This window comes from Lentzea kristufekii (assembly GCF_033949925.1).
Taxonomy (GTDB): Bacteria; Actinomycetota; Actinomycetes; order Mycobacteriales; family Pseudonocardiaceae; genus Lentzea; species Lentzea kristufekii.
In genome coordinates this window covers 437159-454177 of record NZ_JAXAVV010000001.1, presented here as the reverse complement: position 1 = coordinate 454177, position 17019 = coordinate 437159, and the positions used below count along the sequence as shown (strand labels likewise).

The window sequence follows — 17019 nt, the reverse complement described above, 5'->3', positions numbered from 1 at the left end:
GACGAAAACCAGGCGCAAACGGGTGAGAGCCGAATGATCTGGCTCTCACCTGTCTGTTTCACACCCGATCATTCGAGGACGAGAACTCCGTCGGGCACACCGGGGATGTCGTACGAGTGCCACATCGGGCGCCAGCCGGGCAGCTCCAGCATGCGCCGCAGGTCCGCGAACCCGCTGAGCCAGCCCATCCACGGCCCGTAGGGCGGCTTCGACGTGTCGAAGCCGCTCTGCACGAACGTCAGCCGCGTCTTGCCCTCCGAACCCTTGAGCTCCCAGGACGTCACCATCCCGCCGGGGAACTCCAGCGCGAGGTTCGACTCGTCGAGCGCGACGACCTTCGCGGGGTTCTCCTCCTCCGCAAGGCTTCCCATCGCCCACCGGCCGCCGACGTGCGGCTCGATCTCCATGCGGGCTCCGAACCACCGCGCGAACACGGCGGGATCGGTCAGCGCGTCGATGATGGCCGCCGGTGACGCCGCGATGTCGAACTCGAACCGCTGCTCAGGTGACGTGAAGTCGCAGAAACCCAGCACCGGCCGGCCCTCGACGTGCTCGACCAGGTTGCCCAGCACCAGCGGCCAGAACGTCAGCAGGATCTCCGACTCCTCCTTGCCGTCGCCCCACTCCGGGTAAGGGGACTGCGTCGCCGCGATGACCGTCTCGCCGTCGCGTTCCTCGACGCCGAGCTCGACCGAGTACTCGGTGCCGTACAGGAACCACGAGTAGCGCACCGACTTCTCGTCGAAGCCCAGCAGCTTCTGCCGGCCGCGTTCGCCCTCCGGAGTGTGGCGCCCCCAGAACTCGTACTCGCCGCGCTCCAGGTCCACGTGCGCGTGCTCGGCCAGCCACACGCGCAGGTCGTCGGCCGTCGTCAAAGCCCGGTAGATCCTCTCGGCGGGCGCGGACGTGCGGACGCGGACGGTTCCGGTGCTCATCGGTCTTCTCCTTTTGGGTAGCAGGCGAGCGCGATGCGGAACGCATCCCCTTCCGCGCCGCCATAACGGGTGAAGAGCTCTTGCAACGTCGTCTGCAGCTCGGCCAGGAACTGCTGGCGTTCCTCCGGCGGCACCCGGATCTCGCCGGACACGCCGACGGACGGCAGTTCGCTCGACCGGTCCAGTGCCGCCACGTCGACCTGGATCTGCTCGGCGAGGTCGACGAGATGGCCGAGCGCCAGCTCGTCACGCGATCCGATCCGGCCGACCAGGCGCGGTGACAGCCAGTACGACCGCGCCGCGGCCTGGTAGAGGCCTTCCTGGACGCCACGCACCCTGCGTTCGGACACCTGGGTCGCCAGACCGGCCTTGACCAGCTGTTTGACGTGGTAGTGCACGCGTTGCGGCGTCTGGTCGAGCACCTCGGCGACCTCGGTGCACGACCGCGGCGCGGCGAGCTGCCGCAGCACCTCCACGCGCTGCGGCTTGAGCAGGGTCTCGGCCTGCTCCATCCGGTCCAGATAGATCACGTCTCTCATCGCAAAAAAGACTTTGAACGTTCAAAACATTTTTGTCAATCGTGCGGACAACAATGGACTGACAGATATTGAAATCTGTCAGCTTGTCGGGCAGGCTGGAAGTCACCGAAGAGACGAAGGGGTTCGAAATGCAGAAGCGTCAGCTCGGAGCCACCGGCCCGGTCGTGTCCGCCATCGGTCTGGGCTGCATGGGCATGTCCGACGCCTACGGCCCGGCCGACCGGGACGAGAGCATCGCGACCGTCCACACCGCCCTCGACGCGGGCGTCACGCTGCTCGACACCGGTGACTTCTACGGCCAGGGCCACAACGAGATGCTCATCGCCGAGGCGATCAAGGGCCGTCGCGACGAGGTGCAGCTCAGCGTCAAGTTCGGTGGGATGCGGGACGCCGACGGCGTGTTCCTCGGGTTCGACACGAGGCCGATCGCGGTCGCCAACTCCCTCGCGTACTCGCTGCAACGCCTCGACACCGACCACGTCGACATCTACCGGCCGGCCCGGCTCGACCCGAACGTGCCGATCGAGGACACCGTCGGCGCCATCGCCGAGCAGATCGACAAGGGCCGCGTCCGGCACATCGGCCTGAGCGAGGTCGGGCCCGAGACCATCCGCCGCGCCCACGCCGTGCACCCGATCGCGGACCTGCAGATCGAGTACGGCCTGCTGGAGCGCGGTGTGGAGCGGGAGATCCTGCAGGTCACGCGTGAGCTCGGCATCGGCATCACCGCGTACGGCGTGCTGTCGCGCGGCCTGATCTCCTCCACTCCGCTCACCCTCGACGCCGGTGACTGGCGTGGCCACGCGCCCCGGTTCCAGGGCGACAACCTGGCCCGCAACGCCGCCCTCGTCGAGAAGCTCGGCGAGATCGCCGCGGACAAGGGCGTCACGGTCGCGCAGCTCGCGATCGCCTGGGTCGCGGCACGCGGTGAGGACGTGGTGCCTCTCGTCGGCACGACGAAGCGTGCGAGGCTGAACGAGGCGATCGGTGCCGTCGGCGTGACGTTCACCGAGCGGGAACTGCAGGAGATCGACGCTGTCGTTCCCGTCGGGGCCGCCGCGGGCACGCGCTACGCGGCCGCGCAGATGGCGATGCTGGACAGCGAGAGGTGAGATGACGTGGCGGAGGCGTTGACCGGCGAGGCGATCCTCGTGGCGACCGAAGAGGTGCTGCGCAGGTACGGCCCGGCCAAGGCGACGGTCGTCGACGTCGCCAAGGCGCTCGGGGTCAGCCACGGCAGCGTCTACCGCCACTTCCCGACGAAGGCCGCGTTGCGCGAGGCCGTGACGCGGCGCTGGCTCGACGCGATCCACGTCGAGATGGAGTCGGTCCTCGACACCGACGCGAGCGCGGCGGACAACCTGAGGGCCTGGCTGCAGCACCTGTTCGACCGCAAGCGGCTCTCGCACGTCGACGAACCCGAGCTGTTCGCGACGTTCAAGGTGCTGGTGAGCGAGAGTCGCGCCATCCCCGAGTACCACATCGGCCACCTCGTGGGGCAGATCGCGCGCATCATCTCGACCGGCGTGGAAACCCACGAGTTCGTGACCGACGACATCCAGAGGACGGCGCAGGCGGTCTGGGACGCGACGCAGGTGTTCCACCACCCGGCTCACGCCCAGGAGTGGGGGAATCCTCACATTCAGGACGCGTTCGACGCCGTCGTCTCACTTGTCGTCGCCGGACTGCGGTACAACCGAATCCCTAGTGCCACAGGCGATGCTTGAGGGTCACGGAGGTGAACGGTGCCGCCTGACGAGTGGATCGACCTGCTGGGAGCGCCCGAACGGCGTCCTGACCCCGTCGACTGGGACGCGGTCAAGGGACGGGTGGGCACAGCGCTGCCCAGCGATTTCGTGCATCTCGCCGAGGCTTATCCACCACTCATAGTCGGCGGTTACGTCCGCATCCTGCACCCGACGGCACGTGCCGGTTTCATGAACTGGATGTCGACGGCGCCCAAGATGCTGCGGGCACTGCGGCGCCAGCCGGGCCTGCGCGTGCACCCGGACTCGCCCGGCCTGCTGCCCTGGGGCATGACGGTGAACGGCGACCACTGCCTCTGGTACACCGGGGGCGAGCCGGACCGGTGGACCGTGATGATCACGGACCTGCGGCAGAAGTGGTCCTACGACGGCAGCTTCTCCAGTTTCATCAGGAAGTTCCTGACCGGCGAGCTGCGCTGCCCGCTCTTCCCGGACGACGTCCCCGGCGGCTCCAAACCGTTCCAGGAGCCCTGACCGGAGACGTCTCCTCCCGACCCCCCGGTCAGTTCGAAGCGGCGGTCACCAGTGCGTTGCCGCTGCCCGTGCGGCCCGTGACCGTCAGGGTGGCGTCACCCAGCGGCTCGGACGAGACGTCGAAGTCGCTGCGCGCGGTGCCGGACGTGGACACCAGGTCGACCCGCGCGAGCGTGCCCTGCCGGATGCCGACGCGGATGTGACCCGAGCCGGTACCGAGCTGGATCTCGCCGGAGGCCGCGTCGGCCACGGTCAGATCGCCGCTGCCGGTGCGGACCTGGACGTTGCCCTGCACCGCGCCCAGCCACACGTCGCCGGTCCCGGTGATCAGCGTGCTCGTGCCGCCGACCGACGACACCTCGACGTCGCCGCTGCCCGTCTTGGCCTTCAGCGACGAGAGCATCGTGCCCAGGCGCACGGTGCCGGCGCCGGAGTTCACCTTGGCCTCGCCGGTCGCGCGGTCCGCGGACACGCTGCCCGTGCCGGTGCTCAGGTCCAGACGGCCCGCACCGCCCGTCACGACGACGTCAGCCGCGCCGGTCCGTGACGACACGTGCGACCCCACGGGAGCCGTCACCACCACGGACAGCGGCATGGCGCGCAACGGCAGCGCCTTCGACGACTCGATGCGCAAACGGTTGCCCAGCAGTTCGACGCGTGCGTCGCGCACGGCCTCCTCCGGACCTGCCGGCGTCGCCGTCTTGTCCGGGCCGAACTGGCCGCTGACCCAGCTCAGCACGCTGGACAGGCCCTCGGTCCACGAGTTGCCCGCGTTCGGGTCGTGCCGCACCTCGACGTGCACGCCGGGGTCGTCGGCCAGCTGCACCTGCACCCGGCCGCTGAGCAGGGAGATGTCGATCTCGGCGATGCCCGCGAACTCGAAGCTCTGCTGACGCACCACGCCGGTCGGTTCGGAAGTCGGTTCGCTCATGCCGCTCACCCCTGCACCCATCCGCGGACGCGCGAGCCCGAGCCGGCGTTTCCGCTCCACCCCTTGTGCTGATGCTTGTGCTTGCCGTGCACCGCGCCACCCACGGCCTGCTGGATGAACGAGTTCAGCGACACGCCCTGAGCCGCCGCGGCGGCCTCGGCCTTCGACTTGAGCTCGTTGATCATGCGCAGCGTGATGCGGCTGATGTCACCCGTGGCGTCACCCGCGCCGAAGTTCGGCATCTCGTGACGCGGAGCGGGCTCCGGCTCCGGTTCCGCCGATCCCGTGACGACCACCTGGACGTCACGACCGGACAGGCGAACGTCCACGACCTGGCCGTCCAGGGAGGCGGTGACCTCCGCGGCCAGGTCGGACAGTGCGTTCATGATCGCCAGTCGCGCGGCTGGCTCGAGCGCTGCGGACAGTGCGGCGGCCGTTCGACGGGTGTTGTCGTCCCCCGCGGATGCGGCCGTCGCCAGGTCCTCGCGCAGTGACGCGATGTACGGCGACAGATCCATGACACCACTATGACGTCACTTGCGACATCGTGCAACCACCGCATGATGTCAGGGCTAATGTCGGCTCCATGCCGAGAGTGCGTTTGGTGGCTAAGACCGAGTTCATCGCGCCGGACGACGTGCCGTGGACGACCGACGCGGACGGCGGCGCGGCGCTCGTCGAGTTCGCCGGCCGGGCCTGCTACCAGTCGTGGGACCGCTCGAACCCCATGACGAACACCAACGCGACGTTCCTGCACCACCTGCTCGACGTCGGGCACCTCGCCGCGTTCGAGCACGGCAGCGCCTCGCTCTACCTGACCGAGCTGCCGCGCTCGCTCACCCACGAGCTGATCCGGCACCGGCACTTCTCGTACTCGCAGCTCTCCCAGCGCACCGACCCGACCGACGTCGTGGAACCGGACCTGATCGCGCAGGACCCCGAGCTGCACGCGCGGTTCGTCGCCGCGACCGAGGCGAGCCTCAAGGCCTATGAGGACCTGGTGCAGAGCCTGGAGAAGACCGTGAACGGCCGGCGCGCGCGGCAGATCGCACGGTCCGTGCTGCCCAACGCCACCGGCACCGAGATCGTCGTGACGGGCAACTACCGCTCGTGGCGCCACTTCATCGCGATGCGCGCGACCGAACACATCAACGTCGAACTGCGCGAGCTCGCCGTCGCGTGCCTGCGCGAGCTGACGAAGGCGGCGCCCAACGCGTTCGCGGACTTCGTCATCTCGACACTCCCGGACGGCACAGAAGTTGCCTCCAGCCCACTGGTGGTTGAAGGCTGACGCCATGAAGCGGCTCATCGTGGACGTCCGGCCCGGCGAATACGCGGTCACGCGCCTGGCGCCGGACGCTCCGGTTCCCAGCGGGCTGCTCGACCTCACCGACGTCCTGGTCTCCGTGACCAGGACCCCGGCCGAGCTGTCGATCATCGCGCCCGCATCGTTCGCAGTGGACGCTGACACGGCCGAGAAGGGCTGGCGGTTGCTGACCGTGCGCGGGCCCCTGGAGTTCACGCTCACCGGCATCATGGCTGCTCTGGCGGGCGAACTGGCGGCGGCGGGCGTCTCGTTGTTCGCGTTGTCCACATACGACACGGACCACCTGTTGGTGAAGCACACGGATCTCGAGCGCGCGGTGCGCGCCCTGCGTGCCGCAGGTCACGAACTGGTTGTAGCACCGGAAGCTTAGGAACCGATCCTCCAGTTGGCGGGTCTCAAGTACCGTCAACGCCCCCCGGTTCCGAGGTTCGTAGGAGCGCACGTTGCACGGACAGGCTGTCGAACCACGCATCATCGCGGGCAGGTACGCCCTGATCGCGGAGCTCGGTCGTGGCGGCATGGGCATCGTCTGGCGCGCCCAGGACCGTCACATCGGACGCTTCGTGGCGATCAAGGAACTGCACCTGCCGGACGGCATCGCGCACGAGGAACGCCGTGTGCTCGAAGAGCGCGCTCTGCGTGAGGCGCGCACCGCCGGCAAGCTCAACGACCCCGCCGTCGTGACGGTCTACGACGCGATCAACGAGAACGGCCTGACCTACATCATCATGGAGCTGGTCGACGCGGCGACGCTGTCGACGTTGATCAGCACGCACGGCCCGATGCCGCAGAACCAGGTCGTGTCGATCGCGCTGCAGGCGTTGTCGGCGCTCGAGACCGCGCACCAGGCCGGGATCGTGCACCGCGACGTGAAGCCCGGCAACCTGATGGTGCGCCCGGACGGCAAGCTCAAGCTCACCGACTTCGGCATCGCCCAGGCCGTCGACGACCCGCGCCTGACGACCAGCGGCAGCCTCATCGGCTCGCCCGCCTACATGGCGCCGGAACGCATCCACGGCCACGAGGCCGGTCCCGCGTCCGACCTGTGGGCGCTGGGCGCGACCCTCTGCTACGCCGTCGAGGGCTGGAGCCCGTTCGAGCGCGCTTCCACGGCCTCGACGCTGCACGCGATCATGAGCGAGACCCCGCGCCTGACCCGTGCCACGGGCGTGCTGGGTGCCGTCATCACCGGTCTGCTGATCGCCGACCCGAACGCCCGGCTGTCCGGCCCGCAGGCCCGCGCGATGCTCGCCAGCATCGGTAACCAGCCGACGCCGCCCACCGGGGTCGCGCCCGCGCAGACCCAGCAGTACCGGCAGGCTCCCGCCGCCGACCCGGCGAAGAAGAAGCGCAACCGCATCCTCGCGTTGGTCGGCGCCGTGGCCATCGCGGCGGCGGCGTTCACCGGCGGCATCTTCGCGCACAAGGCGTTCACGACGCCCGGAGCCAGCACCGGCAGCCAGGCGCTCACCTACGGCGAGGGTGCCGAGATCCCGGTGTTCGGCCTCTACGAGAACACGTGCGGCATCGGCGAGGTCGCACCGACCAAGCTCCTCAACTCGGACACCCGCGAGGAGTGCGACAAGCCGCACGACTTCGAGGTGTTCGACGCGATCGACACGTTGCCGCTCCAGTCGAACCTCCCCGACTCCGCGTACCCGGGCGTCGACTCGCTGAAGAGCCTCGGCGTCTCCCGCTGCGAGATGACGCTGAACTCGGGGTGGGTCAAGGACGGTGAGAAGCTCAAGCTGACGACCCTGATCCCGAGCGAGAGCGCGTGGGCCAAGGACAAGGACGGCAACGCGGAGCGCAAGATCTGGTGCCTCGCCGGCGCCAAGGACGGCAGCAAACTCGACGGCACCATCAGCGCGAAGAAGGACAACTGAACGTGAAGAGTCGGATCGTCCCCGCCCTCCTGGCACTCGGCTGCGCGGCGGCCCTGACGGCGTGCGGCAACAACGAGGACAAGTTCGTCTCCGAGCTCAAGGCCGCCGGGTTCAGCAACCCCGGCGAGCCCAGCACGGAGAAGGAGAAGAAGTCCAAGAAGATCGGCAAGCGCACGGTCAAGTCCTCGGAGAAGACCATCGAGGTCGTGGTGCGGGTGAAGGGCTGTGACCTGGAGTTCGCCAAGATCTCGGGACAGTCCGGCTACTGGCTCGACGAGCTGCACGTCAACGGGCAGGAACCGGACTGGCCCGGCTACCCGGAGAACCTGAACCGCGAGCAGGTGGTCAAGCTCCTCGCCGACAACTCGGCCAAGCCGGACGGCTTCAAGAGCTGTTACAAGCCGAACGAGGCCTGAGTTCCGGTTGTGGTGCAATGGGGGTGTGAGCCTCGCCCGTGACGAGCGCAAAGCGCTGGTCGAACTGATGACCGAGCTCGGCCCCGACGCGCCGACGTTGTGCGGCACCTGGCGGACCTTGGACCTGGCCGCGCACCTCGCGATCCGCGAGCGCCGCCCCGACACCGCGCCCGGCATCGTGCTGCCGGTCTTCGCGAAGTGGACGGAGAAGGTCCAGGAGGACTACACGCACAAGGCGTGGAGCGAACTCCTGGACCTGGTGCGCACGCCGCCGTTCTGGATCCAGCCGATCGACGAGCTCATGAACACCGGCGAGTACTTCGTGCACCACGAGGACGTGCGGCGCGCACAGGCCGGCTGGGAGCCACGCCCGTACGACGCCCGGCGCGAGGCGACGCTGTGGAAGTTGCTGCCGTTCACCGCGCGCATGACGTACAAGTCGTCGCCCGTGGGCGTGACGCTGGTGCGCCCCGACGGTGAGCACGTCGTCGCCAAGCAGAGCGCGAACGGAGTGGTGATCACCGGCGAGGTGGCCGAGCTCGTGATGCTGGCGTTCGGGCGCGACGAGGCCCGCGTGGAATACAGCGGTGACGCCGACGCGGTGCAACGGGTGCGGTCGTTGAACCGAAGCGTGTGAACTCGGGTAGTTTCTGCCCATGCCAGGAAGCCCCTACGCAGGGACGGACCGCCCGTTCGGCCGCGTACTCACCGCCATGGTCACGCCTTTCGACTCGCGCGGCGAGGTCGATCTCCCCAAGGCGCAGGAACTGGCGAAACACCTGGTGGACCTGGGCAACGACGGTCTGGTCGTGAACGGCACGACCGGCGAGAGCCCGACGACGACCGATCGCGAGAAGGCCGCGCTGATCACGGCCGTCGTCGAAGCCGTGGGCGACCGCGCGAGCGTGGTCGCCGGCGCGGGCACGTACGACACCGCGCACAGCATCCACCTGGTGGAGCAGGCTGCCAAGGCCGGTGCGCACGGCGTGCTGGTCGTGACGCCGTACTACTCGCGGCCGCCCCAGGAAGGCCTGCTCGCACACTTCACCGCCATCGCCGACGCCTCCGAACTGCCGGTGATGCTCTACGACATCCCGCCGCGCGCGGTCGTGCCGATCGAGGTCGACACGCTCCTGCGCCTGGCGGAACACCCGCGGATCCTGGCCGTGAAGGACGCCAAGGGCGACCTGCACGCGGGCAGCAGGGTGATAGCGAGCACCGACCTCGCCTACTACTCGGGTGACGACCCGCTGAACCTGCCGTGGCTGTCCGTGGGCGCCGTCGGGTTCGTGAGCGTCATCGGCCACCTCGCCGCGGACCGCCTCCGCGACATGGCCGACGCCTACGAGTCCGGTGACGTGGTGCGCGCGAAGGAGATCCACGAGTCGCTGCTGCCGCTGCTGCGACCCTTCCGCCGGGTTCCCGGCGTGACGTACACGAAGGCGGCGCTGCGCCTGCGCGGACTGGACGTGGGGGAACCCCGTCTGCCGCTGGTGCCTGCCGCCGCCGAGGACATCGAGGCCATCGCGGCCGAACTGGGAGTCAACGCGTGACCCAATCGACCGAATTGCCGCCCGCACTGCCGGAAGGCGGCCTCCGCGTCGTCGCTCTCGGCGGAATTGGCGAGATCGGCCGCAACATGACCGTCTTCGAGCACGCCGGCCGGCTGCTCGTGGTCGACTGCGGCGTTCTGTTCCCCGAAGACGACCAGCCGGGCGTCGACCTGATCCTGCCGGACTTCCGGGCCATCGAGGACCGGCTCGACGACATCGATGCCATCGTCCTGACGCACGGCCACGAGGACCACATCGGTGCGGTCCCGTTCCTGCTGAAGCTGCGCCCCGACGTGCAGGTCGTGGGCTCCCGCTTCACGCTGGCGCTGCTCGCCGCCAAGTGCCGCGAACACCGCCAGACCCCGCGCCTGGTGGAGGTGAAGGAGGGGGAGCGGCGCTCGTACGGGCCGTTCGAGCTCGAGTTCTTCGCCGTCAACCACTCCATCCCGGACGCGCTGGCCGTGGCCATCCGCACGTCCGCGGGGCTCGTCCTGCACACCGGCGACATCAAGCTCGACCAGCTGCCCCTCGACGGCCGGCTGACCGACCTGGCGGGCTTCTCGCGCCTCGGCGACGAGGGCGTCGACCTCTTCCTGGTCGACTCGACCAACGCCGAGGTGCCCGGCTTCGTGGTGCCCGAGCGCGAGATCGGCCCCGTGCTGGAGAACGTGATCCGCAAGGCCGACCAGCGCGTGATCGTCGCGTGCTTCGCCTCGCACGTGCACCGCGTCCAGCAGGTCCTCGACGTCGCCGTGCAGTACAAGCGCAAGATCGCGTTCGTCGGCCGGTCGATGGTCCGCAACATGGGCATCGCGTCCGACCTGGGCTTCCTGAACGTGCCCGACGGCCTGTTCGTCGACCTCGACGTCGCGATGCGCATGGAGGAGGACGAGGTCATCTTCGTCTCCACCGGGTCGCAGGGCGAACCGCTGTCGGCGCTGTCCCGCATGGCCCGCGGCGACCACCGCCAGATCTCGATCCGCGAGGGCGACACGGTGATCCTCGCGTCGTCGCTGATCCCCGGCAACGAGAACGCGGTCTTCAACGTCGTCAACGGCCTCGCCAAGCTCGGCGCGACCGTCGTGCACCAGGGCAACGCCAAGGTGCACGTCTCCGGCCACTCACCGGCCGGCGAGCTCCTGTTCCTCTACAACGCCGTGCGGCCGTCCAACGTGATGCCGGTGCACGGCGAGTGGAGGCACCTCCGTGCGAACGCGGCCCTCGCGGTCGCCACCGGTGTCGCCGAGGACCACGTCGTGATCGCCGAGGACGGCGTCGTCGTGGACCTCATCGACGGCAAGGCAGCAGTCTCCGGCCGCGTCGTCGTCGGCCACGTGTACGTCGACGGCCTGTCCGTGGGCGACGTGGGCGAGTCGACGCTGTCCGACCGCCTCGTGCTGGGCGAGGGCGGCTTCATCTCGATCTCGGTCGCCATCGACAGGGCGAGCGGACGCGCCGTGACGGCGCCGACGATCTCCGGCCGCGGCTTCTCCGACGACCCGAAGGCGCTGGAGGCCGTCGTTCCGCTCGTGGAGATGGAGCTGGCGCGCACCGAGGCCGAGGGCATCACCGACACGCACCGGGTCGCACAGGCCGTGCGGCGCGTTGTGGGGCGCTGGGTGGCGGAGACCTACCGCCGTCGGCCGATGATCGTCCCCACTGTCATCCCGGTGTGACCGTGACCCTGCTGTGATCTGCGTCCCTCTCGTCCGATAAGGTCTAGTCCCAGACCATGGACGAGGGGGTTCGCCCAATGGCCGGTAATGACGTTTTCAGCCCACCGGGCAAAGACGACATTCTTCTCCCACCGATTTTCACCTGGCACGAGCCGCTGGGCGTGCCGTTCGACTTCTCGGTGACCAAACCGCAGGCCCTGCTGGTGCTGTCGGTGGCGATCATCCTGACGTTCTTCCTGGTCACGACCAGGAGCATGAAGATCGTCCCGACCCGCTGGCAGTTCGCCGCCGAATCGGTCTACGACTTCGGCCGCAACACCATCGCGCGTGAGCAGATCGGCGCCAAGGAATTCGCGCCGTACGTGCCGCTGATCGTCAGCATCTTCTGCTTCGTGCTCGTGAACAACGTCTACGGACTGATTCCGTTCATCCAGTTCCCGACGTTCACGCACAGCGGGTTCCCGGCGGCCGTAGCGCTGCTGATCATCTTTCCGCTCTACCACTACGTGGGCATCCGCAAGTTCGGCCTTCGGGGCTACCTGCGCAACCAGTTCATCATCAAGGACGTGCCGAAGCCCGTGCTGTGGGGGCTGCTGATCCCGACCGAGGTCATCCTCAAGTTCTTCTTCGACCCGGTGAACCTCGCGATCCGGGTGTTCGCGGCGATGTTCGCCGGGCACCTGCTGATCCTGGTGTTCACGCTCGGCAGCGAGTTCCTGCTCTTCAACGCGCCGATCTACCTCAAGCCGGTGTCGCTGCTGGGCTTCGCGCTCGCCATCGCGCTGTTCTTCCTGGAGGCGTTGGTGCAGGTGCTGCAGGCGTACATCTTCGCCTTGCTGTCGGCGCACTTCATCGGCCGCGCACTGGCTGAGCAGCACTGATCGGTTGGGCCGCGGGCCACAACCGTTCGAGAGCGGAGGCCTGCGCTGCCCCAGGTCCGTTGCACCGCACCGAGAACTGGCCAGGTGGTCGACCGGCGAGCCGCGGCAAAGGTCGTCGACCACCTCGGACGCCGCGAGCAGAGCCTGGTTCGGCCACCTCTGGCCGCGGCTGGGCACGTCCGCGCGCTCGGTTCGGCGGGTGATGTCCGGCGTGATGGGCAGACTCGGAGCGCGCAGCCGCTTCCAGGTGACGCAGCAGCTGGCCGCGCGCCGGGGCCGGTTGCAGGACGCGACTCAGGGGCGCTGGCACACCAGGTGCAGCGACTCCTCGGGCATGGCGCCGGGGTAGGACGGGGTGAAGACCGGCCGGCTCCGGCGCACGACCCGCAGGCCGACCTCGGCCAGATGCGCCTCGAAGTTGTCCTCGGAGAACGACGACACCTCGATCTCCTGGCCCATCCACGGCAGGGTGACCTGTTCGACGTCGACGGCCACGGTGGCGAGGAAGAAGTGACCGCCGGGCCGCAGCCAGGTCGAGATCTGGCCGAGGGTCCGGATGATCTCGGCCTGGGTCATCTGCAACAGCGAGAACACGGCGCAGATGACGTCCCACGAGCCAGGGGGTGACTCGAAGTCGCGGATGTCGATCTTGTGGAAGTTGGCTTCGGGGACCTGGGCCGACGCGATGTCGACCATGACCGGGGAGACGTCGAGGCCGGTGACCTTCATGCCCGCCTTGGCCAGGGTGCGTGCCACGGGAACACCCGTGCCGCAGCCGATGTCCAGCACGCGAGAGCCCGAGGGCTGCGTCGCGGCGAACCAGGCGAGGGTCCCGTGCAGTGCCGGCTGGTGCGACCAAGCGCGTTGGTATTCCAGCCCGAGCGTGTCGAATACCTCGGCCGCGTTCATTTCCCCGCCCCTCATTTCGACCCAATCCACCTGAGTGAAGTGTGGAGAAGCTCTCTGCATGCCTTCTGGATGGCTTCTGGACGAAAACTGACGGTAGGTTGCTAGGTGAACGCGGACAGCGACGAAGTGAGAACACGGGTGCAGAACGAGTTGCGCGTCAGCTTGCTGGGCGCGCTCGCGGCCACGGTGGACGGCGAGGAGCTCACGCTCGGTCCGCCGCGGCAGAGAGCTGTGCTCGCGGTGCTCGCGTTGCGCGCCAACCACGTCGTGTCGCGCAGTGAACTCATCGACGCCGTGTGGGGCGATGATCCGCCCGCGAGTGCCGACAACGGCATCCACACCTACGTCGCCGGGCTGCGCAGGCTGTTCGAGCCGGACAGGGCGTCGCGCGCGCCGAGTTCCGTGCTGCTCTCCACGGACGCTGGATATCTGCTGAGGCTCCCGTCCGGCAGCTCCGACGCCGCCGTGTTCCGGTCCCATCTGGACGAGGCCGGACGGCTGCGGGACAAGCCGGTCGAGGCCGTCGCCGCCTTCGACGCCGCGCTGGGGCTGTGGCGGGGGATCGCCCTGGAGGGTGTGCCGGGCCCGTTCGCGGCGGTGGAGCGCGCGCGTCTGGCCGAGCTGCGGCTCACGGCCGTGGAGCAGCGTGCGGCGCTGATGCTGACGGTCGGGCGTGAGACCGAGGTGGCGGCGGAGCTGACGACGCTGGTCACCGCGCACCCGTTGCGCGAGAGGCTGCACGGTCTGCTGATGTCCGCGCTGTACCGCAGCGGCAGGCAGGCCGAGGCGCTGGCCGTCTACGCGGACCTGCGCCGGCTGCTGATCGAGGAGCTCGGCATCGAGCCCGGCCCCGAACTGCGCCAGCTGCACGAACAGCTGCTCGTCGGCCGGCCCGACCCGCAGCCGGAACCGGTGGCGCCCGCGCTGGTGCCCGTTCAGCTGCCGCACGAGATCCGCGACTTCACCGGCCGCGAGAAGGAACTGGCGAAGCTCGCCGAGGTCGTCCCGCACGACCACTCGCCGGTGCTCGTCGCGATCACCGGCACCGGCGGCGTCGGCAAGACGGCCCTGGCCGTGCGGTTCGCGCACCAGGTGGTCTCGCGGTTCCCGGACGGTCAGCTGCACGTCGACCTGCGCGGGTTCGACTCGTCGGCGCCGCCCGTGCAGCCCGGTGCCGCGTTGCACCAGCTGTTGCAGAGCCTCGGTGTGCCGTCCGAACGCATCCCGGAGGACCTGCCCGCGAAGTCCGCGCTGTACCGCAGCGTCCTCGCGGGCAAACGGGTTCTGGTGCTGCTCGACAACGCGAGGCTGGCCGAGCAGGTCCGTCCGCTGCTGCCGGGCCGGTCGACGTCGATGGTGCTCGTGACGTCCCGCAACCACCTCGGCGGGCTCGTCGCCCGCGACGGCGCGCACTCGATGACGTTGTCGACCCTCACACGGGACGAAGGCCTGGCGCTGCTGACGGCCGCGGTGGGCGCGGACCGGGTCGCCGCCGAACCCGACGCCGCCGCGAAGCTCGTCGAACTGTGCGGGCACCTGCCGCTGGCGGTGCGGATCGCGGCCGAACGCGTGGTGACGCGGCCGCACCTCACGCTGGCCGACCTCGCGAGCGACCTCGCCGACGAGCACGACCGGTTGAACGTGCTGGCCACGGGCGACGACGAGGACACGGCCGTGCGTGCCGCCTTCTCGTGGTCGTACCTGGCGCTGAAACCCGACGCCGCCAGGACGTTCCGGCTGATCGGCCTGCACCCCGGCGCCGAGATCAGCCTGAACGCCGTGGCCGCGCTCGCGGGCGTGCCGGTGTCGCGGGCCCGGACGTTGGTGGACGTGCTGGCGGGCGGGCACATGCTGGAGGAGGTCGCGCGCGGCCGGTTCCGGATGCACGACCTGCTTCGCCTGTACGCCACCGAACTCAGCGCCACCGAGGAGTCGTCGGACGGCCGCGCCGAGGCCGTGGCACGCCTGCTGGGCTGGTACTTCGACACCGCGAACGCCGCCGGCACCGTCATCGCGCCCCCGGACCACCCGGCGTTCCTGCTGCCGCCGCTGTCCACTCAGGACTTCACCTCGCACGACGACGCCTTCACCTGGTGCCGCACGGAGTCCTCGAACCTGCTGGCCGTGGCGAGACTCGCCGAGGAACAGCATTCGCCGGCGGCGTGGCAGATCCCGGTGGCGCTGTGGAACTACTTCATCGTGTCGAGCGCGCTGGACGAGTGGACGCGCACGTACCGCGTCGCCGAACGTGCCGCGACCCGTGACGGCAACCAGGCGGCCCGCGCGTGGGCGGTGCACGGCCAGGGTTTGTCGGCGTTCCGCGGGCAGCGTTTCGCGGACGCGCTGGAACTCTTCGACCGCGCGCTCGCCATCCGGCACGAGATCGGTGACGCCGTCGGTGCCGCGTGGAGCCTCACGGGCCTGGGCATGGCGTACGGCGGCCTGCGCCAGTTCGACCTCGCCGTCGACAGGTTCGGCGAGGCGCTGAGAAGGCACGCCGAGGCCGGTTCGTGGTTCGGCGAGGGCGGCACGAGGCTGTTCCTGAGCGACATCCTGCGTTCAGCGGGCCAGTTCGAGGCGTCGCTGGCGTCGGCGCGCACGGCGTTCGAGCTGATGGACTCGCACGACGCGGTGCACGGCAAGGCGATGGCGCTGGTCAGCATCGGCTGGGCGCAGTCGAAGCTCGGCAGCCGGGTCGAGGCGCGGGAGTCGTTCCGGCACGCGCTCGAGTTCCTGCGGGTGCTCGGTGACCGCAAGAGTCTCGCGGAGGCGTTGCACGGCCTGGGGGAGACGAGCGCGGGGCAGCCGGACGTGGCGCGGACGCACCTGCTGGAAGCGCTGACGATCTACGAGGACTACGACCACCCGCTGACTCCAGAAGTGCGCGCACGGCTGCACGAGCTGGGATAGAACGGCGTTGTGCATTTCGTAGAACTCGGCGCCGGCATCCCGGTGCTCGCCCTTCACGGCTGGACTCCCGACCACCGCCTGATGCTCGGCTGCCTGGAGCCGCTCTTCGCGACCAGGCCCGGCTACCGGCGCCTGTACCCCGACCTGCCGGCGATGGGGAAGTCGGCGGCGGACGGTGTGACTTCCAGCGACGACGTGCTTGCCGCTGTCGAGGAACTCGTCGACGCGGAGATCGGTGACGAACCGTTCCTGTTGGTAGGCGAGTCGTACGGCGGCTACCTCTCCCGCGCTCTCGCTCACCGCCGTCCGGACCAGGTGCACGGGCTCGCCCTGATCTGCCCGACCGGCACGAAGGTGCGCGCGGCCGATCGGACGGTGCCGCCGTTCGAGGTGCGCCGGTCGGACGGCGCTGAACTCGATCCCGTTCTGGCCGCGCGGTTCGACGGCATGGCCGTGGTGCGGACCGCCGAGACGGCGCGGCGGTTCGCGGACGAGATCCTTCCCGGTCTGGAGATCGCGGACCGCGACGCGATGGCGCGGATCGAGGTGAGGTGGGAACTGTCTGCGGTTCCGGAGCGTGGGAGGTATGAACGGCCGGCGCTGTTCCTGACCGGCCGTCAGGACAACATCACCGGGTACGAGGACGTGTACGCGTTGCTCCCGCACTACCCGTACGCGTCGTTCGTCGTTCTCGACACCGCCGGGCACAACCTGCAGATCGAGCAGCCGGTGTTGTTCGACGCGCTCATGGGGGAGTGGCTGGACCGGGTAGCTCAGTAGGGGAGATCCCTGATGTGCTCGCGCTGATGCGTAGGC

General features: G+C 69.2%; 18 protein-coding genes. 13 read left to right on the top strand and 5 right to left on the bottom strand.

Features of this window, described 5'->3' with window-relative positions; genetic code table 11:
• Positions 1-68 precede the first annotated feature (68 nt).
• The gene (locus SK571_RS02225) at positions 69-935 is read right to left on the bottom strand and encodes an SRPBCC family protein (RefSeq protein ID WP_319982318.1); all 867 of its coding nucleotides are present in this window, start codon (positions 933-935) and stop codon (positions 69-71) included.
• On the bottom strand, positions 932-1474 hold the full coding sequence (locus SK571_RS02220; protein ID WP_319982317.1) for a helix-turn-helix domain-containing protein: 543 nt from the start codon (positions 1472-1474) through the stop codon (positions 932-934). The genes SK571_RS02225 and SK571_RS02220 overlap by 4 nt, the downstream gene beginning before the upstream one ends.
• A 128-nt stretch (positions 1475-1602) precedes the next feature.
• On the opposite strand from SK571_RS02220, the gene SK571_RS02215 reads away from it, so the two are divergent.
• The 3 genes from SK571_RS02215 to SK571_RS02205 are packed head-to-tail and all read left to right on the top strand — an operon-like array spanning position 1603 to position 3714.
• Complete coding sequence (locus SK571_RS02215; RefSeq protein ID WP_319982316.1) at positions 1603-2586, top strand: aldo/keto reductase; 984 nt, start codon at positions 1603-1605, stop codon at positions 2584-2586.
• A 6-nt stretch (positions 2587-2592) separates the two neighbouring features.
• Complete coding sequence (locus tag SK571_RS02210) at positions 2593-3201, top strand: TetR family transcriptional regulator (RefSeq protein ID WP_319982315.1); 609 nt, start codon at positions 2593-2595, stop codon at positions 3199-3201.
• Positions 3202-3219: 18 nt separating this feature from the next.
• A complete protein-coding gene (locus SK571_RS02205; protein ID WP_319982314.1) occupies positions 3220-3714 on the top strand; it encodes a hypothetical protein in 495 nt (164 codons plus the stop codon).
• 28 nt (positions 3715-3742) lie between these two features.
• Here SK571_RS02205 and SK571_RS02200 read toward each other — a convergent pair whose 3' ends face one another.
• Positions 3743-4645: a DUF4097 family beta strand repeat-containing protein gene (locus tag SK571_RS02200; protein ID WP_319982313.1), complete on the bottom strand. Its 903-nt coding sequence runs from the start codon at positions 4643-4645 to the stop codon at positions 3743-3745.
• A 5-nt stretch (positions 4646-4650) separates the two neighbouring features.
• Complete coding sequence (locus SK571_RS02195; protein WP_090009555.1) at positions 4651-5163, bottom strand: toxin-antitoxin system HicB family antitoxin; 513 nt, start codon at positions 5161-5163, stop codon at positions 4651-4653.
• A 68-nt stretch (positions 5164-5231) separates the two neighbouring features.
• Here SK571_RS02195 and thyX point away from each other — a divergent pair, with 68 nt between their 5' ends.
• The 8 genes from thyX to atpB all read left to right on the top strand — a co-directional run bounded on the left by thyX (position 5232) and on the right by atpB (position 12384).
• The gene (thyX, locus tag SK571_RS02190) at positions 5232-5936 is read left to right on the top strand and encodes an FAD-dependent thymidylate synthase (protein ID WP_319982312.1); all 705 of its coding nucleotides are present in this window, start codon (positions 5232-5234) and stop codon (positions 5934-5936) included.
• A 4-nt stretch (positions 5937-5940) separates the two neighbouring features.
• The gene (locus tag SK571_RS02185) at positions 5941-6342 is read left to right on the top strand and encodes an ACT domain-containing protein (RefSeq protein WP_319982311.1); all 402 of its coding nucleotides are present in this window, start codon (positions 5941-5943) and stop codon (positions 6340-6342) included.
• Positions 6343-6415: 73 nt separating this feature from the next.
• Positions 6416-7858, top strand: a complete 1443-nt coding sequence (locus SK571_RS02180) for a serine/threonine-protein kinase (protein ID WP_319982310.1) — start codon at positions 6416-6418, stop codon at positions 7856-7858.
• 2 nt (positions 7859-7860) lie between these two features.
• Positions 7861-8274 carry a hypothetical protein gene (locus SK571_RS02175; protein WP_319982309.1) on the top strand — a complete coding sequence of 138 codons (414 nt, stop codon included), beginning with the start codon at positions 7861-7863 and terminating at the stop codon, positions 8272-8274.
• Positions 8275-8299: 25 nt separating this feature from the next.
• The gene (locus tag SK571_RS02170; protein WP_319982308.1) at positions 8300-8911 is read left to right on the top strand and encodes a TIGR03085 family metal-binding protein; all 612 of its coding nucleotides are present in this window, start codon (positions 8300-8302) and stop codon (positions 8909-8911) included.
• A 19-nt stretch (positions 8912-8930) separates the two neighbouring features.
• Entirely contained in the window at positions 8931-9827 is an 897-nt protein-coding gene (dapA, locus tag SK571_RS02165) for a 4-hydroxy-tetrahydrodipicolinate synthase (protein WP_319982307.1), read from the top strand.
• The gene (locus tag SK571_RS02160) at positions 9824-11503 is read left to right on the top strand and encodes a ribonuclease J (protein ID WP_406601925.1); all 1680 of its coding nucleotides are present in this window, start codon (positions 9824-9826) and stop codon (positions 11501-11503) included. Before dapA ends, SK571_RS02160 begins: the two co-directional genes overlap by 4 nt.
• Positions 11504-11580: 77 nt before the next feature.
• Positions 11581-12384, top strand: coding sequence for a F0F1 ATP synthase subunit A (atpB, locus tag SK571_RS02155; protein ID WP_319982306.1), 804 nt, complete (start codon positions 11581-11583; stop codon positions 12382-12384).
• A 294-nt stretch (positions 12385-12678) separates the two neighbouring features.
• On the opposite strand, the gene SK571_RS02150 is transcribed toward atpB, so the two are convergent.
• Positions 12679-13293: a class I SAM-dependent methyltransferase gene (locus SK571_RS02150; RefSeq protein WP_319982305.1), complete on the bottom strand. Its 615-nt coding sequence runs from the start codon at positions 13291-13293 to the stop codon at positions 12679-12681.
• Positions 13294-13398: 105 nt separating this feature from the next.
• Between SK571_RS02150 and SK571_RS02145 the strand changes: the two genes are divergently transcribed.
• Both SK571_RS02145 and SK571_RS02140 read left to right on the top strand, forming a co-directional pair.
• Positions 13399-16203, top strand: coding sequence for an AfsR/SARP family transcriptional regulator (locus SK571_RS02145; protein WP_319982304.1), 2805 nt, complete (start codon positions 13399-13401; stop codon positions 16201-16203).
• Between the two features lie 9 nt (positions 16204-16212).
• Positions 16213-16983 (top strand): alpha/beta fold hydrolase, encoded by a 771-nt coding sequence (locus SK571_RS02140; RefSeq protein ID WP_319982303.1) that lies wholly within the window; start codon positions 16213-16215, stop codon positions 16981-16983.
• Positions 16984-17019: the final 36 nt, after the last annotated feature.

What these genes read in the sequence shown, in the direction of transcription:
- dapA (WP_319982307.1), top strand. Translation starts at nt 8,931, where the DNA reads ATGCCAGGAAGCCCCTACGCAGGGACGGACCGCCCGTTCGGCCGCGTA.
- SK571_RS02215 (WP_319982316.1), top strand. Translation starts at nt 1,603, where the DNA reads ATGCAGAAGCGTCAGCTCGGAGCCACCGGCCCGGTCGTGTCCGCCATC.
- SK571_RS02200 (WP_319982313.1), bottom strand. Translation starts at nt 4,645, where the DNA reads ATGAGCGAACCGACTTCCGAACCGACCGGCGTGGTGCGTCAGCAGAGC.
- SK571_RS02150 (WP_319982305.1), bottom strand. Translation starts at nt 13,293, where the DNA reads ATGAACGCGGCCGAGGTATTCGACACGCTCGGGCTGGAATACCAACGC.
- SK571_RS02220 (WP_319982317.1), bottom strand. Translation starts at nt 1,474, where the DNA reads ATGAGAGACGTGATCTATCTGGACCGGATGGAGCAGGCCGAGACCCTG.
- SK571_RS02195 (WP_090009555.1), bottom strand. Translation starts at nt 5,163, where the DNA reads ATGGATCTGTCGCCGTACATCGCGTCACTGCGCGAGGACCTGGCGACG.
- atpB (WP_319982306.1), top strand. Translation starts at nt 11,581, where the DNA reads ATGGCCGGTAATGACGTTTTCAGCCCACCGGGCAAAGACGACATTCTT.
- SK571_RS02225 (WP_319982318.1), bottom strand. Translation starts at nt 935, where the DNA reads ATGAGCACCGGAACCGTCCGCGTCCGCACGTCCGCGCCCGCCGAGAGG.
- SK571_RS02185 (WP_319982311.1), top strand. Translation starts at nt 5,941, where the DNA reads ATGAAGCGGCTCATCGTGGACGTCCGGCCCGGCGAATACGCGGTCACG.
- thyX (WP_319982312.1), top strand. Translation starts at nt 5,232, where the DNA reads ATGCCGAGAGTGCGTTTGGTGGCTAAGACCGAGTTCATCGCGCCGGAC.